Here is a 22,199-nt window from a genome sequence, read left to right as displayed (position 1 = left end):
GCAAGGGGCGGCAGCACCATTGGCCGTACTTCCGGAGGGCCCACCATGGCCGAGCGCACCGTTTTCCAGTCCGTCTCGCGCAAGCACGTGATCAGCCTCGGGCCGCAGGCCAGCGTGCGCGACGCCGCCTGCGTGATGACGCGCGCCAACTGCGGCAGCGTGCTCGTCATGGAACTGCCTGACACGCTCGTGGGCATCCTCACCGAACGCGACCTGATGACCCGTGTGCTCGCCAAGGGCCTCGACCCCGACCGCACGCCGGTGCGCGAGGTCATGACGCCCAACCCGATCTGCGTGCCGCCGGAGACGCTGGTGTCCGATGCCGTCGTGCTGATGCTGGAGCGGGGCTTTCGCCACCTGCCGCTGGTGGCGGGCGCGAAGATCCTCGGGGTGTTCTCGGTGCGCGATGCGCTGCCGCGGGAAATCGGCACGGCGCTCAGCCAGACGGAATTCAACGAGCAGGTGAACGACGCTTTGGGGTGATGAAAGTCAGGGGCGAGGAAGATCGCTCCGGGCTAGGCGCCGCCACGGCTCGCGAGCGAGACCACCTCCGCCAGCTGCGCCACCTGGTCTTCGTGCAGCACCGCCAGCTGCTCCAGCTTCTTGCGTCCCGCGGCCAGCAGGTGCACCTCGACCTGCCGGCGGTCGGTGCTGCTGGGCTTGCGCTTGACCAGACCCGCTTCTTCGCAGCGCGACACGAGCGCGACCACACCGTGGGGCTGGGCCTGCAGCCGCTCGGCAATCTCGCTGACCGTGGCCCATTCGCGGCCAGGGAACCCTTGGGTGTGCAGCATCAGCTGGTACTGGAGCACCGTGATGCCCTCGGCCCTCGCGGCGTCTTCGCTGAAGCGAAGAAAGCTGCGAAGCCTGAATCTGAAATCGGACAGCGCCTCCAGGTGCTGCTTCCCGACGCTTCCCCGTTGGCTGGCCATTGCGTTTCCAAGTGATGTGCGAACGGAGGGCAATGTAGCAGCGCGGCCCATGCGCCCGAGCCGCCGCGCGGGCATACGTGAGCAGACCGCAGGGCAATGGAGCCGGCCTCGGCAGGATTGGAACAGCCCAATAAATAGGTCGCATGAACAAATCAAGAGACACAACCCTTTCTTTTCACGATTGGTAGCACTCCATTCGAAAGGACCGTGAAAAAGTCGACGGGCCGGTCCACTTTCATCGGCGCGATGTCGCCCAAAAGACATTGCCATTCCTCGCGGGAGCCGCAGCATCCGGCGCCTTCAACAAGAACGAGGAGACATTCATGACCCAGGAACCGGTGCGTCCGATCACCCGCCGCCGCGCGGCCATTGCCATTGCCTGCGCTGCAACCGGCTTTGCTGCACGGCCCGCCTTGGCCGCCACGAGCACGACAGCAGCGACGGCGGCTGCGAAACCCGGCGGCGACATCGTCATCGGCCAGAGCGCGCACCTGAGCGGCCCGCTCGCGCCCACCTTGCGGGCGGTGCTGCGCGGCCAGGAAATGGCGCTGGCCGAGTTCAACCGCAAGGGCGGTGTCGAGGGCAGGAGCGTGAGCCTGGTCACGCTGGACGACGCCTACGACGCGCAGAAAACGGTGTCGAACGCGAAGGAGCTGCTCGCGCGCCCCGACATGGTTGCGCTCTTCGGCCTGACCAACACCGCCGGCGCGGGCGCCGTGCTGCCCCTGCTCGTCGAGAAGAAGGTGCCGCTCGTGGGCGTCTACAGCGGCTCGCCGGTGCTTCGCGCCAAGCACAACCCGTACTTCTTCACGACCATGGCGAGCTACCGCGACGAGGTGGTACAGATGGTGCGCAACCTCGTCACGCTGCACCAGGCCGAGATCGGCCTCGTCTACCAGAACAGCCCGTTCGGGCAGCTGATGGCGCCGGTGGTCGAGGAAACCTGCAAGGAGCTCGGCGCCACGCTGGTGGCCAAGGTGCCGCTCGAAGTCAGCGGCAGCGACGCGGCGGCCGCCGTCGCCACGCTGGCGGCCGCCAAGCCGCGGGCGCTGATCTTCATGTCCTTCGGGCCGTCGATGGTGCCGTTCGTCAAGGCGGCGCGGCAGAAGATCGCGGCGCCCATCTACTGCGTGAGCATCGCCAACTCGCGCCCCCTGATCGAGGCGCTCGGCGACGAGGCCCGTGGCCTGGCCGTCGCGCAGATCGTGCCGTACCCCTTCCGCGCCACGAGCACGCTCACGCGCAGCTACCACGCGGCCATGGCGGCGGCGGACCTCCCGGTCGACTACGACCACTTCTTCGGCTACCTGAACCTCACGGTGCTGCTGGAGGGCCTGAAGCGCGCGGGCAGGGGCGTGACGCCCCAGAAGCTGGTCGCGGCGATGGAGGGCATGCGGATGGCCGACATCGGCGGCTACACGGTCGACTACAGCCCCGAGAACCACCACGGCTCGCATTTCGTCGAGCTGGTGATGGTGGCCCCGGGCGGGCGCTACCTGCGCTGATCGACCAGGGCGAGCGGGCTCCTGCGCCACGCGACGCCCGGCGCCTGCCGCACCAAACGGGACGATGCGTGCGCCACAACGGCGCACGCCGCCGCATGCCACGGCGACTGCGGCACCGGATTTGGTGCGATGCGGCATGAAAGCCGGCTGAAAGGCCTGGCACGGATGTTGCGCAGGGTCTTGCACTGTTCCGCGGCAACGCCGCCGCGGCACTCACAGTGCCTCCGCTAACGACGGCGGACCCGAGCGCACTGCAAGCTTTGTTCAACCAAGGCCGGCAGTACGTCCGTTCCAACCCGATTCGCATCCGTCCCTTGCGGGGGCTCGCCCTGGATTGCCGTCTTTGCGACGGGGTCCATGGCGGACTGACGCATGGCCGGCTGCACGCAGGATCCGACATGAAAATCGCAGTCATTGGCCACGGCATGGTGGGCCACAAGTTTCTAGAGCAACTCCACGAACTCGGCGTTGCCGATGCAGAGGTCACGGTGTTCTGCGAAGAGCCCCGCGCGGCCTACGACCGGGTGCACCTCTCCGAGTTCTTCGCAGGCAAGACCGCCGAAGACCTCTCGCTGGTCGAGCCCGGCTTCTTCGAGCGCAGCGGCTTCACGCTGCGCCTGGCAGCCAAGGCCGTGGCCATCGAGCGCCGCAACAACACGCTCACCACGGCCGAAGGCGAGGTGGTGCCCTACGACAAGCTCGTGCTGGCCACCGGCTCTTCGCCGTTCGTGCCGGCCGTGCCCGGCCGCGACCGCGCCAACTGCTTTGTCTACCGCACCATCGAAGACCTGGAGGCCATGAAGGAATGCGGCGCACGCTCCAAGAGCGGCGTGGTCGTCGGTGGCGGCCTGCTGGGCCTGGAGTGCGCCAAGGCGCTGCGCGACATGGGCCTGGAGACGCACGTGGTCGAGTTCGCCCCGCGTCTCATGGCGGTGCAGGTCGACGAAGGCGGCGGCCGCGCGCTGCGCAGCAGCATCGAGGCGCTGGGCCTGCATGTGCACACGGGCCGCAACACGGTGGAGATCACCGACGGCGCCGCCGCGCGGCACCGCATGGTGTTCGCCGACGGCACGTACCTGGAGACCGACATGATCGTGTTCTCCGCAGGCATCCGCCCGCGCGACGAACTGGCCCGCGAGTCGGTGCTGGCCATCGGCCCGCGCGGCGGCGTGGCGATCGACAGCCACTGCCGCACGAGCGACCACGATGTGTATGCCATCGGCGAGTGCGCCTCGTGGAACGAACAGACCTTCGGCCTCGTCGCGCCCGGCTACGACATGGCACGAGTCGCCGCCAAGCACATCGCCGGCCAGCAGGACGCCGCCTTCATCGGCGCGGACATGAGCACCAAGCTCAAGCTGATGGGCGTGGATGTCGCCAGCATCGGCGACGCGCACGGCAAGACGCCGCACTCGCGCGCCTACCAATACATCAACGAGCACAAGCAGATCTACAAGAAGATCGTGGTGAGCGAAGACGGCAAGCAGCTGCTCGGCGCGGTGCTGGTCGGCGATGCGGCCGAATACGGCACGCTGCTGCAGATGGCGCTCAACGGCATCGCGCTGCCGGCGGACCCGGAGTTTTTGATCCTCCCCTCGAGCGACGGTAAGGCGCGCCCCGGCCTCGGGGTGGACGCGCTGCCCGACACGGCACAGATCTGCTCGTGCAACAACGTGACCAAGGGCCAGATCTGCGCGGCCGTGGGCGAGGGCGCCTGCACCGTTGCCGAAATGAAGGCTTGCACCAAGGCCGGCGCCACCTGCGGCGGCTGCGTGGCGCTGGTGGGGCAGGTGATGAAGGTGGAGATGGCCAAGCGCGGCATGGCCGTGAACAACCACCTGTGCGAACACTTCGCGTACTCGCGCCAGGAGCTCTATCACCTGATCCGCGTGGGCGAGATCCGCAGCTTCGAGGACCTGCTCGCCAAGCATGGCAAGGGCCTGGGCTGCGACATCTGCAAGCCGACGGCGGCGAGCATCTTCGCTTCGTGCTGGAACGAGTTCGTGCTCAAGAAGAACCTCGCTAGCCTGCAGGACAGCAACGACTACTTCCTCGGCAACATCCAGAAGGACGGCACCTATTCGGTCGTGCCGCGCATGCCGGGCGGCGAGGTCACGCCCGACGGGCTCATCGCCGTGGGGCAGGTCGCGAAGAAGTACGGCCTCTACACCAAGGTCACCGGCGGCGCCCGCGTGGACATGTTCGGCGCGCGCGTGGAGCAACTGCCCTCGATCTGGGAAGAACTCATCGCCGCGGGCTTCGAGTCGGGCCACGCGTATGGCAAGTCACTGCGCACGGTGAAGAGCTGCGTGGGCTCGACCTGGTGCCGCTACGGCGTGGACGACAGCGTGGGCTTGGCCGTGGAGCTGGAGAACCGCTACAAGGGCCTGCGCGCGCCGCACAAGATCAAGTTCGGCGTGTCGGGCTGCACCCGCGAATGCGCCGAGGCGCAGGGCAAGGACGTGGGCATCATCGCCACCGAGAAGGGCTGGAACCTCTACGTCTGCGGCAACGGCGGCATGAAGCCGCGCCATGCGGAGCTCTTTGCCTCGGACCTCACCAAGGCGCAGCTGATCCAGCTGATCGACCGCTTCCTGATGTTCTACGTGCGCACGGCCGACCGCCTGCAGCGCACCAGCACCTGGCGCGAAAACCTCGAAGGCGGGCTCGACTACCTCAAGGGCGTGCTGCTGCAGGACACCCTGGGCATCGCCGGCGAACTCGAAGTGCAGATGCAGAGCGTGGTCGACACCTACCAGTGCGAATGGAAGACCGCGGTGAACGACCCCGCCACGCGCCAGCGTTTCCGCTCCTTCGTCAACAGCGAGAAGCCCGACGAGCACATCGTGTTCGTGAAGGAACGCGGCCAGATCCGCCCGGCCCGCGCCGAAGAGCGCAGCACCGAAGCCGATGCCGAAACCGTCTGACGAAAACCGAGGATCTCCACGATGACCACCGACACCCTCCAATGGACCGCCGTCTGCGCGGCCACCGACATCCTCCCGGACACAGGCGTCTGCGCGCTGGTCGACGGCGTGCATGTCGCGATCTTCAGCGTGGGCCGGGAGCAGGCCCTGTACGCCATCGACAACGTGGACCCCAAGGCCGGCGCCAGCGTGCTCTCGCGCGGGCTGGTGGGAAGCCTGGGCGACCGCATCGTCGTCGCCTCGCCGCTCTACAAGAACCACTTCGACCTGCGCAGCGGCGAATGCCTGGAAGCGCCCGAGTACTCGGTGCGCGCCCATGCGGTGCGCGTGGATGAGGGCCGCGTGCTCGTCGCGCTGGGCTGAGCCGCGCACCTTCGACGCTTCAATCTTTTCTCTGCTTTCTCAAGGAATCCCCGATGGCCTATCTAGCCCCCGCCGAGTTCGTGACCAAGATGGTCGATGCCGGCGAATCCAAGCTGCTGATGTCCACCCGCGACACGCTCATCCGCTCCTACATGGCCGGTGCCATCCTGGCGCTCGCCGCGGCCTTCGCCGTGTCCATCACCGTGAACACCGGCAATGCGCTGGTGGGTGCGATGCTGTTCCCGGTCGGTTTCATCATGCTGTACCTGCTGGGCTTCGACCTCTTGACCGGTGTGTTCACGCTCGCGCCACTCGCCGTGCTCGACAAGCGCCCCGGCGCCACCTGGGGCGGCGTCATGCGCAACTGGAGCCTGGTGTTCGTGGGCAACTTCGCGGGCGCGCTCACCGTGGCGGTGTTCATGGCGATCATCTTCACCTTCGGCTTCAGCGAGGCGCCCAACGCCATCGGCGAGAAGCTCGGCCACATCGGCGAAGGCCGCACCGTGGGCTATGCCGCGCACGGCGCCGCTGGCATGCTGACGCTGTTCATCCGCGGCGTGATGTGCAACTGGATGGTCTCCACCGGCGTGGTCGCGGCCATGATGTCCACCACCGTGTCAGGCAAGGCCATCGGCATGTGGATGCCCGTGATGGTGTTCTTCTACATGGGCTTCGAACACTCGATCGTCAACATGTTCCTGTTCCCCACCGGCCTGCTGCTGGGCGGCAAGTTCACGCTGATGGACTACCTGATCTGGAACGAGATTCCCACCGTCATCGGCAACCTCGTCGGCGGCCTGACCTTCGTGGGGCTGACGCTGTACTCGACGCACTACAAGACGGCGCCCAAGCGCAAGACCAACTGAGCAACGGCCACTCGGACGCACACGCATCGCTTCGATGCTGATGCCCACGCACAAGGCACTGCACGTGACGCTCGGCCAGCACTCGCTGGCCAAGCCCGGCGCGCTGAACCAGGTCAACCAGGACTTCTACGGCGCGATGCTGCCCGAGGGAACGCTGCGCATGTCCAAGGGCATCGCGGTCGCGCTCGCCGATGGCATCGGCTCCAGCCGCGTGAGCCAGGTGGCGAGCGCGGCGGCGGTGCGGGGCTTTCTCGACGACTACTACGCCACCTCCGATGCATGGTCGGTGCGCCGAGCGGCCCAGCGGGTGCTGAGCGCCACCAACTCGTGGCTGCACGCGCAGACCATGCGCAGCGACGCGCGCTTCGACAAGGACAGCGGCTACGTCTGCACCTTCAGCGCGCTCATCTTCAAGGGCCGCGACGTGCACATGCTGCACGTGGGCGATGCGCGTATCCACCGCCTGCATCCGAACGGGCTTGAGCAGCTCACCGAAGACCACCGCGTGCACCTGTCGTCGGTCGAGTCGTACCTCGGCCGCGCGCTGGGCGCGGGGCCGAACGTGGAGATCGACTACCGCTGCTGGGAGGCGGAAGTGGGCGAGGTCTACCTGCTGGCCACCGACGGCGCCTATGGACACATCGATGCCGCCGCGGTGCACGACGCGATCGCGCGTTGCGGCGACGACTTCGACGCTGCCGCACGGCTGCTCGCGGAGGCCGCGCGAGCCCGCGGCAGCGACGACGACTGCACGGTGCAGCTCGTGCGCATCGACGAACTGCCGCCGGCCGACGCCGCACAGCTTCCGATGCAACGCGAGGGGCTCGCCATCGCGCCGCCGCTCGCGCCCCGCGCGCGCTTCGAAGGCTTCACCCTCGTGCGCGAACTCCATGTGAGCTCGCGCAGCCACGTGCACCTGGCCGTGGACGATGCCAGCGGGCAGCAGGTCGTGCTGAAGCTGCCATCGGTCGACCTGCGCGACGACCCGGAGTACCTCGACCGCTTCGTGCTCGAGGAGTGGGTGGCGCGGCGCATCGACAACGTGCATGTGCTGAAGGCGAGCGCGATCGACCGCACGCGCGGCCACCTGTACGTCGCCATGGAATACGTCGATGGCCAGACGCTGGCGCAATGGATGGTCGACAACCCCAAGCCGTCGCTCGACAGCGTGCGCCGCATCGCCGAGCAGCTCGCGAGCGGGCTGCAGGCGCTGCACGGCAAGGAGATGCTTCACCAGGACGTGCGGCCCGAGAACGTGATGATCGACCGCACCGGCACCGTGCGGATCATCGACCTCGCGACGACCCATGTGGCGGGGCTCGCCGATGGGGCGGGCGAGGGCAGGCCGCTCGCTATCACCGGCACGCTGCAGTACACGGCGCCCGAATACTTCACCGGCCATGGCGGCAGTGCGCGGTCTGATCTGTTCTCGATGGCGGTGATCGTCTACCAGATGCTCACGGGGCAGTTGCCGTATGGGTTGCAGGTGTCGCGGGTGCGGTCGGCCGCCGATGTGAACCGGCTGCGCTATGTGCCGGCGCGCCACCTGCGGCCCGACCTGCCCGAGTGGGTCGATGCGGTGTTGCAGAAGGCGCTGAATCCGAATCCGCTCAAGCGGCAGGAGGCCGTGTCGGAGCTTGCGCACGACCTCCGTGCACCGGGGCAGGAGTTTCTGCGTGTGCGCATGCCACCGCTGATCGAGCGGCACCCTGTGCGTTTCTGGCAGGCGACCACGGCGTTGCTGGCCATCGTGTCGGCGGTGCTGCTCGGGGTGTTGGTCCTGGGGCGGTGAGGCTGCTGGGTTCAGTGCGCGGATCGCAGGGCCGCCAAGCCGACGATCGAAGACCTCAGCACGGCGCCACGTTGACTTTGTCCACCGCCAGACGCAGCGACTGCATCGTGGCCTCGGTCGTTTCGATGCGGCGCTGCAACTCCTCGTTCATCAGCCGCATCAGCGCGCTCAGTTCGGTGCGGATGGGGTGGACATCTTCCGAGTCGCCCACATGCTGCGGATCGACGAGCTTCTCGATGCACGCATACGCGAGCCGCACGTCGTGCAGGCTGTCGATGTCGTCGCAGGCCCGCAGCGCGAGCGATGCGGCGCTGTGAGGGTCGAAGGGGGTGGGGAACGGGGGAACGTGAGCCATGCATGGCCTCCAAGGGTTTCGATTTACTGAAACCACCGCACCCGAGTCCAATCGAGGGCGGCGGCTCGACGGGTTGGACTACCGGGAAACCACTTGCGTGAAACCGGCCGGGCTTGCGCCCGCCCATCGAGCCGCCTAAACAGGAAGCAAGAGTGACGAAGCCGCAGACCCTGCGGGGGTGACTGCGGCTTGCGTCGCAGTGATTTCAACGGGAGTCCAATCCCGATCACGCCTGTTTTTGACGTGACGGCGCGCAGTATAGCTACGCGAAGTGTTTGCCTTTGCAGCCCGCGTGATCTCCGCCACGAACGGCGATTGAGATCAAGAGAAACCCGCAATCCGTTCACGCTGAGCTTGTCGCGTTGCGAGCGTTCGCCTTGCAGCGATTGCCGCCGCTCAAATCGTCCAACTCGCCGATCCATAGCTTGTCGTTTCACGCTGGACATGAGCCGCAGCCAAGGGCAGCAGCGCAGGCGGTCCCGCTACAGGGCGCATCAAAGAGTGTGGGTCTTTCAAGGGTTAACGTTAACTCGCCGGTCGCCACAGAATCATTTCCTTCGCCTACATATAGAGATCACAACTTGTGACGCCTGCTCTTGACGGGCACACGGTTGAGGGAGCCTCTAAAAGTGATTCTTCGCATTAATCGTCTTCGGCAATTCGGCATCTTTACCGACTACAACGGGTCTGCCATTCAGCAGTTTGGCAGGTACAACCTTATTTATGGTTGGAATGGCACTGGAAAATCAACCCTTTCTAATGTTTTCTCCTGCCTTGAAAACCGTTCGCTGATTCCTCGCTTTGCTGGAGCCCAGTTCTCTATCGCGCAGGAGGATGGGACTTCGCTAACTGAAGCAAATCTGGGGGCTTCGCAAATAAACATCCATGTCTTCAATCAGCGGTTCATCCACGAGAACATTGATTGGGACAAGTCGGTAAAGAGTATTCTTCTTATTGCTAAGGACAAGATTGATGATCTTCAGGCTTTGGAGAAAAAGAAGGAAGAACTTGGAGAAAGGCAAAAAGCGCACACAGCAAATCTGACGGAAGTTCGCACAAAAACGGAAGCGCTGGAGAAATTTCTCACCAGCACAGCGAAAAAAATGAAGACAGGTCTGCAGGCTATTGATACCAGCGATAGTTATTACCTGAACTACGACCGCCGCAAGCTCTCAAAATTCATTGAGAGCAACGGAGAATTGGTCGCAAAAAAAGAATCGGTGCTTTCAGACGATAAAGTCATTGAGCTAACAAATTCAGCTAAGCCAGACCACCTGCCAAACATTACCTTCATCTCAATAGAAATTGAAGAGGGTTACTTCAAGAAGGCTGCTGGTCGAATTCGCGATCTAATTGGAACGACGGCAATTAATCAGGCGATAGAGCGGCTTACGGAAAACCCTATTATCCGCGACTGGGTGCAGAAGGGTTTGGAAATCCACGAGCACCACAAGTCAGAGTCTTGTGAATTCTGCGGGGAGCCATTCACTAAAGCTCGCGCGGAAGCCTTGGCGGCTCATTTCAGCAAGGAATTCACCGATTTTCAAACTAGATTGAACAATGCAGCAATATGGATCGAATCTCAAGGCGCGCCCGCCCATAGTCTTCCTGCATCAATAAGTTTTTATAAAGAATTCGCCGCTGAGGCGACAAAGCTAGAAGAACGATACAAGGAAGCCGCTCAAAAAATCAATGAGCAAATTGAGGGTTGGCGGGATGTCCTCAAGGCAAAAATCACTGATCCATCAAAAACAGATATTCAGATTTTGGATATGGGTGAAGATGATGTGACGAACTTCAATGCCGTCTTGTCGTCCATTGTTGACCTAGTAAAGAAGCACAACAATAAGACGGACAACTTCAGTGCAGAAACCTCCAAAGCCAAAAGATCTCTCGAGCTTCATTTTGCTGCGGCAGAGATTCAAGAGTTTGACTATGCAGGAAATGAGAAGCTGTGCAAGGATTTAGACGCGACCGCAACAACCGACAAGAAGACAATTGATGGGCTTGCTCTAGAAGTGGGGAAGCTTGAGGCTCTTTTATCCAATGAAACTGTCGGGGCCAAGGAGTTCAACGATATTCTCCATCGTTTTATCGGTCGCTCGGAACTCTGCTTAAGCTTCAACCAAGTCAAGAAGGGCTATGAGATTATTAGAAACGGAGTTGGAGAGCATGATGGAAATCTTAGTGAAGGGGAGAAGACCGCAATTGCCTTCGTCTACTTCATCACAAAGCTCAAGGAGAATGGGAACAACATCAAAGACACGATTGTCGTTGTAGACGATCCTGTTTCAAGCTTCGACTCCAACCATCTATTTCATGCCTACTCCTTTCTAAAAACTCAATGCATAGATGCCAAACAGTTGTTTGTACTCACCCACAACTTCACTTATTTCAAACTTGTGAGGGACTGGTTTACGACGACGAACAGGAATAGAGCGAAGAAGACTCCGCCCAAGCCTCCAGTAGCATTTTTTTATAGGCTGGATGCTCCGCCAGGCTCCCCCCGTCATTCTCTGTTGGTAGATGCAGATGAATCGCTTAAAAATTACGGGTCTGAATATCACTACATTTTCAAGAAACTTTTCGCATACAGGGTAAAGACGACGCTTGACCGCGATGAGGCATTCTTGACCGCCAATCTCGCGAGAAAATTGCTAGAGTCATTTTTCACCTTCAAATTTCCTCGCGGTCGCAATGATGTGAATCAGTTAATGGATGCAGGCTTGGAGGGCTGCACTGTCACCACGCCCGAATTGAAAGAAAAGATTTATAGATTCATCAATAAATATTCACACAGTGATGTTATCGAAATTACGGAAGAATCTGCGGAGAATCTTGCGGGCGAGAGTCATAGCGTGCTGAATAACATTTTTCAATGGATTGAAGAGGTGGATAAAAAGCATTTTGATGAGATGGTAGAAGTCGCTCAGGGGGCTTGATTAAGCCAGCGACTAAAATCACGCCAAAATAAAAAATTACCTCTGGAGTTGGAATGGAAAGTCGCCTTGAAGAAGATTTTCGAAAAGCGGCACGTGCTGCAGATCGTTCGGTGAAGGCAGCGATGCAAAAGTATGCGGACGGTCTGGTGGCAGATGAAGACGACATTACTGGGGCGCTGATAGGCCGGTTGGACTCTGCTTTTGATGGGAAGATTGGTGGTATCACATGGTCCTCGTCTATTCTTCGGCACCGCAAAGGAGGTGCTGCTCAGGAGAAGAAGGCCGGTGCAGACATGTTGTTCCATGTGTCAATCAATACACCGCAACTCACCTATTCAAAAGGCGTACTGATTCAATCAAAGCGGGTCGATGAAGATGCTCAAATGACGTCGGCTGGTCACAAAGAACTTATCAAGCAGTGCAACAAAATGCTGGACATTACGCCAGCTTCATTTGTTTTCAACTATACAAAATCAGGAGTGCGCTGTGCTTCCGCGACAAGGGTCGCGGGAACAAGCAGTCGAACATTGAACGACTCGTGCAACCTGACCTCATATCGCTTTTTCTTGGAACTCTTTAGATGCACAACTGGAGATCGGAGTATCACTTCGGCCAAGTTTGACGATCTGCAGATATCAAACGGAATTACCCTCAAGGGGACGCTAGGATAGTGATGTGGTTAGCGGCAAAGTCGAGACCTCCTCGTGCCGTACACGCCCCTCCAGTAACTCCCTCAAAAACCCCCAAGGAAAAATCCCCCGGTGGTGCCCATCGCTGAACACGAACTGCACGCCATAGGCCCCGACCGGCTGGATGTCCGCGAGTTGCACGTCGCCACCCGCATTGCCATCGCGACCGGCCGCACGCAGCACCTTGCAATCGGCACAAGGACAACTGGCCCGCAGCATCCGGTACGTGGCCAGATACCGCTCCCCGTCCCCCCAGCAAAACTCGAGCGCAGCCCGCGCGCGGTGATCGACGATGGACTCAGGCGTCATGGGCCGCCTTGCCGATCTGCACGATGGCCAGCCGGGCCGATTTGCGCACTTCGGGATCAGGATCATCCGCGGCAAGTTCGAGTGCGGGCAGCGCTCCTGCATCGCCGATGTCACCCAGCGCCAGCGCGGCTTCCTTGCGCAGGTTGCTGATGCTGTGGCCCAGCGCCGCGAGCAGCGGCGTGACGCTCTCGGCACTGCGCAGCCGCCCCAGGCTGCGCGCCGCACGCAGGCGCACCTGCCAGTAGTCGTCGTCCAGCGCCACCAGCAGCGCGGCTGCGGCCGCGGGCTGCTGCAGCTTGCCGAGTGCGGTGGCGGCTTCTTCACGCACCTGCCAGCTCGCATCGCGCAGCGCGGTTTCCAGCGCGACGCGCGCATCTGCATCGCCCGCCGCGAAGGCCAGCGCGCCCACGGCCGCGCGGCGCACTTCGTCCACCGGGTCGGAGGCGGCGAGGCCGGCCAGTGCAGGCAACGCGGGCGCGTGCTTCAGGTAGCCGAGCACGCCAATGGCTTCGCGGCGCAGGGCGATGGCGTCGGCGGTGTCCTGCGCGGCGCGCGGCTCCTGCAACACTGCCAGCGCGTGGCCAGCGCTTGCAGGCACGCGCAGTTCGCGCAGCGCACGCAGCACGGCGGCGCGCACCCGCGCCGGGCCGGTGCCCGCATGCGGCAACAGCCAGGCGGCCGATGCGGGTTCCTTCAGTTCGGCCAGGCTGTGGGCGGCGGCTTCGCGCACCTGCGCATCGGGGTCGTCGAGCGCCTGCGCCAGCCCTTCGACGGCGGACTGGTTCTCCATGGTTTCGAGTGCCAGCGCGGCGGCGGCGCGCACGGCGGGCGTGTCGTCGCGGAGCGCCGCGACCAGCAGCGGCGTGTGCGCTTCGTCGGACAGGTCGCCCAGGTCCATCACCGCGATGCGGCGCACTTCGGCATCGGGCGAGGCCAGGCGTGGGGCGATGGCCTGCAATTCGGGGTCGTCAAGGAGCGAGGAAGTCATTCTTTGTTTGTTTGTCTAGATGGCAAAGCGCAGTTGCGCAGCGGTGGGGGCGGCGCCGAGCGGCGTGAGGCGTTCCAGCGGTTCGCTGGCGCCTGCATGCGGATGCAGCAACTGCAGGCAGCGCCGCTTGAGCGCGGTGAATTCAGGCGAGGTGACCAGCGACGGATCGCGCGGCCGGGGAAAGTCGAGTGCGAACTCGGCGACGATGCGCCCCGGCCGCGGCCCCATCACGAGCACGCGGTCGCCGAGGAACAGCGCCTCGTCGATGTCGTGCGTGATGAAGACGATGGTGGTGCGCACGCGCGCCCAGGCGTCGAGCAACTGGCGCTGCATCATCAGCCGCGTCTGCGCATCGAGCGCGCCGAAGGGCTCGTCCATCAGCATCACGCGCGGATGGTTGATGAGCACCCGCGCGATTTCCGCGCGCTGCTGCATGCCGCCCGAGAGCTGCAAGGGATAGAAGCCCGCGAAGTCGTCCAGGCCCACGAGCCGCAGCATCTCGTGCGCCCGCGCATGACGCTCGCGGCGGCCGACGCCCTGCATCTTCAGGCCGAAGGCGACGTTGTCGAGCACCTTCTTCCAGGGGAAGAGCGTGTGGTGCTGGAAGACGAGGCCGCGGTCCGGGTGCGGTCCGCGCACGGGCTCGCCGTCTACGTGGATCGCGCCGCCCGCGGGCGTCAGGTGGCCGGCGAGCGCGCCGAGCAGCGTCGACTTGCCGCAGCCTGAGGGGCCGAGCAGGCAGACGAACTCGCCGGGCTCGACGTGGAGCGTGATGTCCTGCACCGCATCGAAGGCCTGCTCGCCCTGGCCGAGGCGCACGCGCAGGTTGTCGATGGCGATGCGGCCGGTTTGCACATCGGCCTTCATGCGCGTTTCTCCTGCACCGCGCGCCAGGGCATGAGCGCCTGGCCGATCCACCGGATCAGCGCGCTGCTGCCCATGCCGAGCACGCCGATGAAGAGCATGCCCACCACGATGTCGGCGTAGTTCTGGATCGTGTACGACATCCACGTGTAGTAGCCGATGCCGAACTGGCCCGAGATCATCTCGGCCGTGACGAGGCAGAACCATGCGGTGCCCATGCCGATGGCGAGACCGGTGACGACGCTCGGCAGCGCACCCGGCAGGATCACTTCGCGGAACACCGCGAGACGGCCCGCGCCCAGGCTGCGCGCCGAGGCGACGAGGCGCGCATCCACAGCCTCGACGCCGTGCACGGTGTTGAGCAGCACGGGGAACAGTGCGCCGATGAAGGTGATGAACACCATCGAAGCTTCGGACGACGGAAACATCAGGATGGCCAGCGGAATCCACGCGACCGCGGGAATGGGCCGCAGCACTTCGAGCGGCGGCAGCAGCGTGTCTTCGGCCCAGCGGGCGCGGCCGATTGCGAGGCCCAGTGCCACGCCCGCGATGGCGGCGAGGCCAAAGCCGATGAACACCCGGCGCAGGCTCGCCGACAGATGCTGCAGCACCAGCGGCGACTGCACCAGCGCCCAGGCGGACTCCAGCACCTCGCGCGGCGGCGGCACGTTCTGGAAGGTGATGAAGCCCAGGTTCATGCGTTGCTGCGTGGCGAGGTGCCATGCAAGCACGCACAGGAGCAGCGCAGCAATGCGCCAGGTCGAGCGCGGCAGGTTGCTGTTGAAGAAGCTGGCCATGGTGAAGTTCGCGTGATGAAGAAGGCGTCAGCCGGCCAGCGCGGCGCGCACGGCCGCGAAGTCCGCCACCTTGCCGCCGTTTTTCGCGGCCCAGCCCTCTGCCTGGTCCTTGAGCAGGAAGGCATCGATCTCGCCCTTGGCGCCGAGCACGAACCACGCATCGGCCGCCAGCAGCTTGTTGCCGCTGTTGCGGTCCTGCGCATAGACCACGCGCGCCTTCTTGCCGGCCTTCTCCAGCTTCTGCAGGTCGGCGAAGGCGTTCTCGGGCGAGGCGTAGTGGCGCACCAGCGGTTCGCCGGCCACCCAGATCTGCGCCACGCGGCTCACGTCGGCGATCAGCTTGCCGGTCGATGCGTCTTTCGCCACGAGCGGGGCGCGGGCGTAGTTCTTGAGCTGCTTGTCGTAGTCCAGGCCCGCCTCCTTGAAGGCGGTGCGGACGTAGCCGTCCTGCACGAAGGCGTTGGCGTCGATGTCGTTGTCGGTGCGCTTCAGGAGGCGCAGCGTGTCGAGCGATGTCTTCACCGCCTGGCGGTATTCGGGCTTCCAGCTCAGGTCGCGCGTCTGAAGGCCGAGCGGGCCGTGAAAGAGGTAGTTGACCTCCGCTTCGATGCCCGTGACCTTGGCGATCAGCTCGCTGTACTTCTCGGGCTCGGCAGCCACGAGGCGGTCGGCCTCCAGCGCGGCGCGCAGGTAGGCGGTGACGACCTCGGGGTACTTCTTCGCATACTCCTCGTCGACCAGGCTGCCGTGGAAGGTGGGGGCGTTGGCTTGCGAGCCGTCGTAGATCTTGCGGGCGAAGCCGCGGTACGGAAAGAGTTCGGCAAAGGGCACGAAGTCCGCATGCGCCTCGACCTTGCCGGCCTGCAGCGCGGGGCCGGCCACCTCTGGCGCCTGGGTGGTGATGTTCACGTCCTTCAGCGGGTCCCAGCCCTGCGCCTGGATGGCGCGCAGCAGCATGCCGTGCGAGGTCGAGGCAAAGGGCACGGAGATGGTCTTGCCCTTGAGCTCGGCGAGCGACTGCACCTTCGAATCCTTCGGCACGACGATGCCGTTGCCGCTGCCCGTGGTGCTGCCCGAAAGCACGGTGATGAAGAGGCTCTTGCGCCCCGCCTTCTGGAAGGCCGCGCCGTTGAAGCTGCCCGGAAAGTCGGCCATCGAGCCGAGGTCCAGCTTGCCCGCGACCATCTCGTTGGTGAGCGGCGCGCCGGAGGTGAAGTTCTTCCACTCGATCTGGTATTGCGCGTCCTTGTACTTGCCGGTGCGCGGGAGGTACTTGTCGAGCAGCTTCAGCTCGCGGATCAGCAGGCCGCCGGTGGCGCAGTTGATGGTGGTGTCCTGCGTGCCGATGGCGATGCGGATGGCCTCGGCCTGCGCGGCCGGGAAGGCCAGCATCAGGGCCAGGCTTGCGCCCCACAGGGCCAGGGTTTTGTGGGTCTTCATCGTGGTTGCTCCGGGTTGAATTCGACGACTACGGCTCAGCGCAGCAGGTAGGGGATGTCGACGGTGACCGCGCCGGTGGGGCAGTCTTTTTCGCAAGGCATGCAGTACCAGCACTCGTCGAACTTCATGTAGGCCTTGCCTTTGCTGAGGTCGATGGCGAGCACGTCGAGCGGGCAGACGTCCACGCAGACGGTGCAGCCCTTGTGGGCGATGCACTTGTCGTCGTCGATGCGCACGGGCACGCTGGTGGGGTTAAAGGCGAGGGGCATGTGGGGTTCTCTTTTCTTACGGAGGCGGTGTCAGGCCGCGACCGGCTCGCGCACCGTGGCGGGCACGCGCAGGTGCTGGTAGGCCGACATCTCGTGCGCATCCAGCGGCACGATGTAGGGGTCGACCGGGCGCTTGAAGCTCACCATGGCGTCGCCTTGCTTTTGCAGCTGCGTGTGGCAGAACCAGTCGCGGTCGTTGCGCTCGGGAAAGTCCACGCGGTGGTGGTACAGGCCCCAGCGACTCTCGGTGCGGTAGAGCGAGGCGCGCGCGGCCATCTCGGCGCAGTCGCGGATGGCGTGCACTTCCATCGCGCGCATCAGTTCGTGGGGGCCGGGGGCGGCGAGCTGTTCGAGGTCTTCGTGGATCTGCTCGAAGCGCGAGAGGCCGATTTCCATCTTGCGCGTCACCTTGGGCGGCTGCAGGTAGTCGTTGACCATGCGGCGCAGCTTGTATTCGACCTGCGCGGGCGGCAGGCCACCCTCGCGCAGGAGCGGGGCGCTGACGCGGGCGTGCTCGCGTGCGACCTGCTCTTCATCGAGCGCGGGCAGTTCAGTTTCGGCGCAATGCCGCGCGGCGCTTTCGCCCGCAAGGCGACCGTAGACGAAGGCGCCGAGCATGTAGTTGTGCGGCACGCAGGCCAGGTCGCCCGCGGCGTGTAGGCCCCGCACCGTCGTGCGCGCATGCTCGTCCACCCACACGCCCGAGGCCGAGTGGCCGCTGCACAGGCCGATCTCGGAGATGTGCATCTCCACCATCTGTTCGCGGTAGTCGGTGCCGCGACCGGCATGAAAGCGGCCGCGGCTCGGGCGCTCGTTGGTGTGCAGGATCTGCTCGATGGTGGCGATGGTCTCCTCGGCCAGGTGGCTCAGCTTGAGGAAGACCGGGCCGTTGCCGCCCTGGAGCTCGTTGTAGAACTCCATCATCATCTGGCCGCTCCAGTAGTCGCACTCGATGAAGCGCTCGCCCTTGTTGTTGGTGGTGTGGCCGCCGAAGGGGCCGGTCACGTAGGCGCAGGCGGGGCCGTTGTAGTCCTTGATGAGCGGGTTGATCTGGAAGCACTCGATGCCCGAGAGCTCGGCGCCGGCGTGGTAGGCCATGCTGTAGCCGTCGCCCGCGTTGGTCGGGTTCTCGTAGGTGCCGAAGAGGTAGCCGGAGGCGGGCAGGCCCAGCCGGCCGGCCGCGCCTGTGGCCAGCACCACGGACTTCGCGCGGATCACGTGGAACTCGGCCGTGCGGCAGTCGAAGGCCATCGCGCCGGCGATGCTTCCATCGGAGGCCGTCAGCAGGCGCGTGACCACGAGGCGCTGCGACATCTCCACACGCGTGCGCTTCAGGCGCCGGTACAGCACGTTCTTGATGTTGTGGCCCTCGGGCATGGGCAGCACGTAGGTGCCCATGTGGTGCACCTTGCGCATCGCGTAGTCGCCGGTCTCGTCCTTCTCGAACTTCACGCCCCAGCGGTCGAGCTCCTCGATCATCGAATAGCTGTTGCGCGCATAGGCCATCACCGTCTTCTGGTTGACGATGCCGTCGTTGGCGGTGGTGATCTCTTTGACGTACTGCTCGGGCGTGGCGAAGCCGGGTACGACCGCGTTGTTCAGGCCGTCCATCCCCATCGAGATGGCGCCGCTGCGCTTGACGTTGGCTTTCTCCAGCAGCAGCACTTCGAGCTTGGGGTTGGCTTCCTTGGCCTTGACGGCCGCCATCGGGCCGGCTGTGCCGCCGCCGATGACCAGCACGTCGACCGTGCGGGTGATGATGTTCATAGGATGTCCTTGGTCGGGTGGCTGCGGGCGATGCGAAGCCGGTGCTGGAATGCATCGCCGCGGAAATAGAGGTCTTCGAAATCGAGCGGCGCGCCATCGGCGGTGTGGGTGAGGCGCTCCACGCGCAGCACCGCGGTGCCTTCGGGAACGTCAAGCGAACGTGCGAGCAATTCGTCGGCGAGCATCGCGTCGATCTGCAGGTCGGCGTGGCCGAGCGCGATGCCGTAGTCGTTCTCCAGGATCAGGAAGATGTCGCGCCCCGCGAGGTCCGCCTGCCGCAGCCGCTCGCCGATGGCGTGGGGCAGGTAGGTCACCTCGTAGGACACGGGGGCGCGATTGAGATGCCGCACGCGCTTGATCTGCGCGACCGCCGTGCCCTCGGCGAGGCCCAGGCGCTGCGCCACGCGTGGCGAGGCCGGCACGGTCTTGTGGCTCGTGACCTGGTTGCGGATCTCGTAGCCCATGCGGCCCATCGACTCGGCAAAGCCTTCGAGCTGGCCGAGCTGCTGGAACGCCTTGGGCTTGGCGACGAAGGTGCCCTTGCCGGGAATCTTGAAGATCAGGTTCTCGCGCTGCAGGTCGCTCAGCGCCTGCCGCACCGTGATGCGGCTGACCTTGAAGAGCGCGACCATCTCGCTCTCCGAAGGAAGTTGCGTGTGCGGCGCGTAGCTGCCGTCGAGGATGCGCTCGCGCAGCGTTTCGCGCACCTGCGTGTAGAGCGGGACGGGGGAAAAGGCAATCGGCTCGAGCGCCTTGGCGGTAGACATGCGGCTGACTTGTTATGACCAGTTGAAACAGGTCGGATGCTAGTCAGCGAGGCTTCTTTCGCTAAAGAACGAAAACGTGCTTCGATATGCGGAAATTGGCGCCTGATCGCCTCGCGCGACAAAGAGGCTCGATGTCGAGTGCGCTTCGTTACTCTGTAGAATCGCGCTTGGGTCGACAACTCGTTTGAAATCAACGGGTTGCAAATGCGGGTGTAGTTCAATGGCAGAACGGCAGCTTCCCAAGCTTCATACGAGGGTTCGATTCCCTTCACCCGCTCCATCTCTTCGATCCCGGAAACAACCCCCTTAAAGCGCGGCACGGCAGCGTGCAAAAAAGAAGCCCGCACGCGGCAGGCTGAATGGCCTGTACTTGCGTGAGGGCCGGAGGGAGGAACCCGCCGCGGGGCTGTGGCGGGCACGGCGATGATGAACCCCGAAATGGGAGATTTCTGGGAGGAATCGACCAAGCAAAAAAATACCCGCCGGAGCGGGTTCGAGGAGCCCCCTGAAGGGGCGCTCTAAGGACGAAACAGAGAGCTCTTCTTTGTATGCGGCCCTGTTGCGTGACAGCCCATCGATCGTCGTTGGGGTGGTTGTGATCGGCTGTAAGCCAAAAATAGGCTTTCGGCGTAGGACACACATAAAAACGTGAAGTAATTGGCATGCTGCAATGGCTGTCTCATGCCGCTCAAACCTGAAGTGTCGGTCTCGTCTTACAGGGAGGGCTGGTTCGAGGCCCTAGATTTTGCGGACTCGCTTCGAAGTGCGAGTTCTCTGTGTGTGACAGCACCTGAAGAGATTCAGCCCAGCCTCGCGCTGGGTTTTTTTTGGGGCAGACGTTCTCGAATGCGGGATTAAGTCACCTTGAGCCATCAAGTTTGTGGAATCGTGTCTGGTTGTGCCGGATATTGAAGGTCGACCATTCCCGATGCGCGGATCGCTGCAGCACACTCCTCCCATAACGAAAAAGGTGTATCCGATGGGAGCGATGAACGAACTGTCACCTGTGGCGGGCACTTTCCTGTGCCGCTTCAGCATTCCGATCCGGCTCGACGAAGAGCGGTTTCAGTATTTCCCCGTCGTCGGGGTCTTTCGCAGCATTCCGTTCGACCAGGTCGATCGGTGGGTCATGCGGCCGGACGGCCGCGCGCGCAGCGACCGTGAACTGGCAGCCGAGGTTCTCGTCGAACTGCGCCGGCCGCTTGGCTCCACGGGCAAGACGGCGTCGCTCCGGTTCGAGATTGCGGACGTGCTCGACGTAGCCCGGGCCGCCGCCATCGTCGTGGCGACGTTCCTGGCCGAACTTCCGCGTGGAACCGAGCAGGAATTCGAGAGCGGCCAAGCTCAACTGGCCCAGTAGAAAAGGGAAAGCCCGCACGCGGCGGGCTTTGGAAATATGGTCGTGAACTCTCACGCGGTCCACGGTTACGGCAAATGTTCAATTGCGGAAGCCACCCTGTTGTTTTTCTCGTCGCAGTGACTTCGACGCGCCGGTGTGAGATTCGGCTTGCCTGGCCAGGCAACGCCCGGAGCAAGTCCGGGCGAAGGCGGGAGTATAGCAGATGGCGTTTTTGTGCCCTCCAGGGAACGGAAATCAGGGCAGCTCCAGATATTTTTCATCGGCTGCCGCTTTTGGAGGCACCGTGTTGCAGGCCACGCCAGGCAACGATTTCGAGCGCTTCGCACATGGTTTTCCACAACATTGTCCCCATTGAAAATGGAAAACCTGACATGGGCATGTGCTAGGCAAAGGGTAGTCCCCGCCATCGCCGGGGTAGGCGCGCGCTGACAGACTTCCGAGGGTCCCGGGGAGGAACATGTCTCGACCGCACTCTTGCGGCAAGGAGCATGAAATGACCTTCGACTTCTTGTTTCGTCCGAGCCATACCGCATACCTCAAAAGGGCTTCGGCATTGCTCGAGGAAGCGCAGATGGCGCGCATCGAACACCAGGCGGCCGCGGAGCACCACAGCGCACTGGCGCGGATGTACGCGGAGCGCGTCCGGCGGCTCGAGAGCGAGCTCTACCGGCAACCGCGGGACACGACGCGCGGGCCTGCCGATGTCCTTGCAGACGATAGGCCGCAGTTGTATTCGCTCGATGGCAGCCGCAAGCCGGGTCTGACCTCCGCGACCTGAAACCGGGGCTGGTACATCGGTCGTCGCTATCCGGGACATGAGTATTGCCAAACCCGCGGCGTATGCAGGCGCGGCATCATCGTGACTCACTGTTGGAGAGTCGCATGAAGACGTTGAGAAAAGTCATAGGCGGGGCCGTTTCGCTGGCCGGTATGGCGGTGATCGTCGCCCAGCACTTCTGAGTGCGACGAAGCGGCCATGCGAGTCGGCCGGTCGAAGTCGAAGGCGGATGACTTTCGGCACTGGCGAGCCGGCGCGCCTCCCCATAACCTCGTGCATCGATTGCAAGGGACGGGCAACCGGTTTTCAGTCCTGCTTAAGGTTGGAGAACGATACTGAATCTTGACGGTCTTCCGGCGTTGGTAGAGGTTGCTTCTGCATCCGCTTTTGCACCCGCTCGTTCCGAGCGGTTCCTCGAGGCTGAAGGTCGTCAAGATTTTGTTCTCCGTGCCTCATGCGGAACGTGTTCCGGTTTCGCCACGTATCCCC

Annotated in this window: 20 protein-coding genes and 1 tRNA gene; 11 read left to right on the top strand and 10 right to left on the bottom strand. The window is 63.5% G+C overall.

Annotated features, from left to right (window positions below):
* The first annotated feature begins 45 nt into the window (after positions 1-45).
* Positions 46-483, top strand: a complete 438-nt coding sequence (locus M2282_RS07080) for a CBS domain-containing protein (RefSeq protein WP_206178668.1) — start codon at positions 46-48, stop codon at positions 481-483.
* Positions 484-515: 32 nt separating this feature from the next.
* Here the strand turns inward: M2282_RS07080 and M2282_RS07075 are convergent, their stop codons facing one another.
* The gene (locus M2282_RS07075; RefSeq protein WP_280808063.1) at positions 516-932 is read right to left on the bottom strand and encodes a MarR family winged helix-turn-helix transcriptional regulator; all 417 of its coding nucleotides are present in this window, start codon (positions 930-932) and stop codon (positions 516-518) included.
* A gap of 323 nt (positions 933-1,255) precedes the next feature.
* Between M2282_RS07075 and M2282_RS07070 the strand changes: the two genes are divergently transcribed.
* The 5 genes from M2282_RS07070 to M2282_RS07050 all read left to right on the top strand — a co-directional run bounded on the left by M2282_RS07070 (position 1,256) and on the right by M2282_RS07050 (position 8,385).
* Positions 1,256-2,437: an ABC transporter substrate-binding protein gene (locus M2282_RS07070; protein WP_280808062.1), complete on the top strand. Its 1,182-nt coding sequence runs from the start codon at positions 1,256-1,258 to the stop codon at positions 2,435-2,437.
* Positions 2,438-2,835: 398 nt separating this feature from the next.
* Positions 2,836-5,364: a nitrite reductase large subunit NirB gene (gene nirB, locus M2282_RS07065; RefSeq protein ID WP_280808061.1), complete on the top strand. Its 2,529-nt coding sequence runs from the start codon at positions 2,836-2,838 to the stop codon at positions 5,362-5,364.
* Positions 5,365-5,385: 21 nt separating this feature from the next.
* Positions 5,386-5,727 (top strand): nitrite reductase small subunit NirD, encoded by a 342-nt coding sequence (gene nirD / locus M2282_RS07060; RefSeq protein WP_280808060.1) that lies wholly within the window; start codon positions 5,386-5,388, stop codon positions 5,725-5,727.
* 53 nt (positions 5,728-5,780) lie between these two features.
* The gene (locus tag M2282_RS07055; protein ID WP_280808059.1) at positions 5,781-6,593 is read left to right on the top strand and encodes a formate/nitrite transporter family protein; all 813 of its coding nucleotides are present in this window, start codon (positions 5,781-5,783) and stop codon (positions 6,591-6,593) included.
* A gap of 34 nt (positions 6,594-6,627) precedes the next feature.
* Positions 6,628-8,385: a bifunctional protein-serine/threonine kinase/phosphatase gene (locus M2282_RS07050; protein WP_280808058.1), complete on the top strand. Its 1,758-nt coding sequence runs from the start codon at positions 6,628-6,630 to the stop codon at positions 8,383-8,385.
* Positions 8,386-8,440: 55 nt separating this feature from the next.
* Here the strand turns inward: M2282_RS07050 and M2282_RS07045 are convergent, their stop codons facing one another.
* Entirely contained in the window at positions 8,441-8,740 is a 300-nt protein-coding gene (locus M2282_RS07045) for a hypothetical protein (RefSeq protein ID WP_280808057.1), read from the bottom strand.
* Positions 8,741-9,369: 629 nt separating this feature from the next.
* Between M2282_RS07045 and M2282_RS07040 the strand changes: the two genes are divergently transcribed.
* Entirely contained in the window at positions 9,370-11,682 is a 2,313-nt protein-coding gene (locus tag M2282_RS07040; protein WP_280808056.1) for an ATP-binding protein, read from the top strand.
* 53 nt (positions 11,683-11,735) lie between these two features.
* Positions 11,736-12,353, top strand: a complete 618-nt coding sequence (locus M2282_RS07035) for a hypothetical protein (protein WP_280808055.1) — start codon at positions 11,736-11,738, stop codon at positions 12,351-12,353.
* Here M2282_RS07035 and M2282_RS07030 read toward each other — a convergent pair.
* The 8 genes from M2282_RS07030 to M2282_RS06995 are packed head-to-tail and all read right to left on the bottom strand — an operon-like array spanning position 12,345 to position 19,572.
* The gene (locus tag M2282_RS07030; RefSeq protein WP_280808054.1) at positions 12,345-12,680 is read right to left on the bottom strand and encodes a DUF971 domain-containing protein; all 336 of its coding nucleotides are present in this window, start codon (positions 12,678-12,680) and stop codon (positions 12,345-12,347) included. The two genes, M2282_RS07035 and M2282_RS07030, sit on opposite strands and share 9 nt — an antisense overlap.
* On the bottom strand, positions 12,670-13,668 hold the full coding sequence (locus M2282_RS07025) for a HEAT repeat domain-containing protein (protein WP_280808053.1): 999 nt from the start codon (positions 13,666-13,668) through the stop codon (positions 12,670-12,672). The genes M2282_RS07030 and M2282_RS07025 overlap by 11 nt, the downstream gene beginning before the upstream one ends.
* Before the next feature lie 15 nt (positions 13,669-13,683).
* Entirely contained in the window at positions 13,684-14,535 is an 852-nt protein-coding gene (locus M2282_RS07020) for an ABC transporter ATP-binding protein (protein ID WP_280808052.1), read from the bottom strand.
* Entirely contained in the window at positions 14,532-15,329 is a 798-nt protein-coding gene (locus M2282_RS07015) for an ABC transporter permease (protein ID WP_280808051.1), read from the bottom strand. Before M2282_RS07015 ends, M2282_RS07020 begins: the two co-directional genes overlap by 4 nt.
* A gap of 27 nt (positions 15,330-15,356) precedes the next feature.
* Positions 15,357-16,769 (bottom strand): ABC transporter substrate-binding protein, encoded by a 1,413-nt coding sequence (locus M2282_RS07010; RefSeq protein WP_280808050.1) that lies wholly within the window; start codon positions 16,767-16,769, stop codon positions 15,357-15,359.
* 35 nt (positions 16,770-16,804) lie between these two features.
* A complete protein-coding gene (locus M2282_RS07005; RefSeq protein WP_093433491.1) occupies positions 16,805-17,038 on the bottom strand; it encodes a 4Fe-4S dicluster domain-containing protein in 234 nt (77 codons plus the stop codon).
* A 30-nt stretch (positions 17,039-17,068) separates the two neighbouring features.
* A complete protein-coding gene (locus M2282_RS07000) occupies positions 17,069-18,805 on the bottom strand; it encodes a fumarate reductase/succinate dehydrogenase flavoprotein subunit (RefSeq protein WP_280808049.1) in 1,737 nt (578 codons plus the stop codon).
* Complete coding sequence (locus M2282_RS06995) at positions 18,802-19,572, bottom strand: GntR family transcriptional regulator (protein WP_280808048.1); 771 nt, start codon at positions 19,570-19,572, stop codon at positions 18,802-18,804. Before M2282_RS06995 ends, M2282_RS07000 begins: the two co-directional genes overlap by 4 nt.
* 206 nt (positions 19,573-19,778) lie before the next feature.
* Here M2282_RS06995 and M2282_RS06990 point away from each other — a divergent pair.
* From M2282_RS06990 to M2282_RS06980, 3 genes are all read left to right on the top strand, one after another.
* A tRNA-Gly gene (locus M2282_RS06990) sits at positions 19,779-19,852 on the top strand.
* A 708-nt stretch (positions 19,853-20,560) separates the two neighbouring features.
* Positions 20,561-20,932: a hypothetical protein gene (locus M2282_RS06985; RefSeq protein ID WP_280808047.1), complete on the top strand. Its 372-nt coding sequence runs from the start codon at positions 20,561-20,563 to the stop codon at positions 20,930-20,932.
* A gap of 493 nt (positions 20,933-21,425) precedes the next feature.
* Positions 21,426-21,710 (top strand): hypothetical protein, encoded by a 285-nt coding sequence (locus tag M2282_RS06980; RefSeq protein ID WP_280808046.1) that lies wholly within the window; start codon positions 21,426-21,428, stop codon positions 21,708-21,710.
* Positions 21,711-22,199 lie beyond the last annotated feature (489 nt).

This window comes from Variovorax boronicumulans, from assembly GCF_029892485.1.
GTDB lineage: Bacteria > Pseudomonadota > Gammaproteobacteria > Burkholderiales > Burkholderiaceae_C > Variovorax > Variovorax boronicumulans_B.
This window is presented reverse-complemented; position numbering and strand designations above follow the sequence as displayed.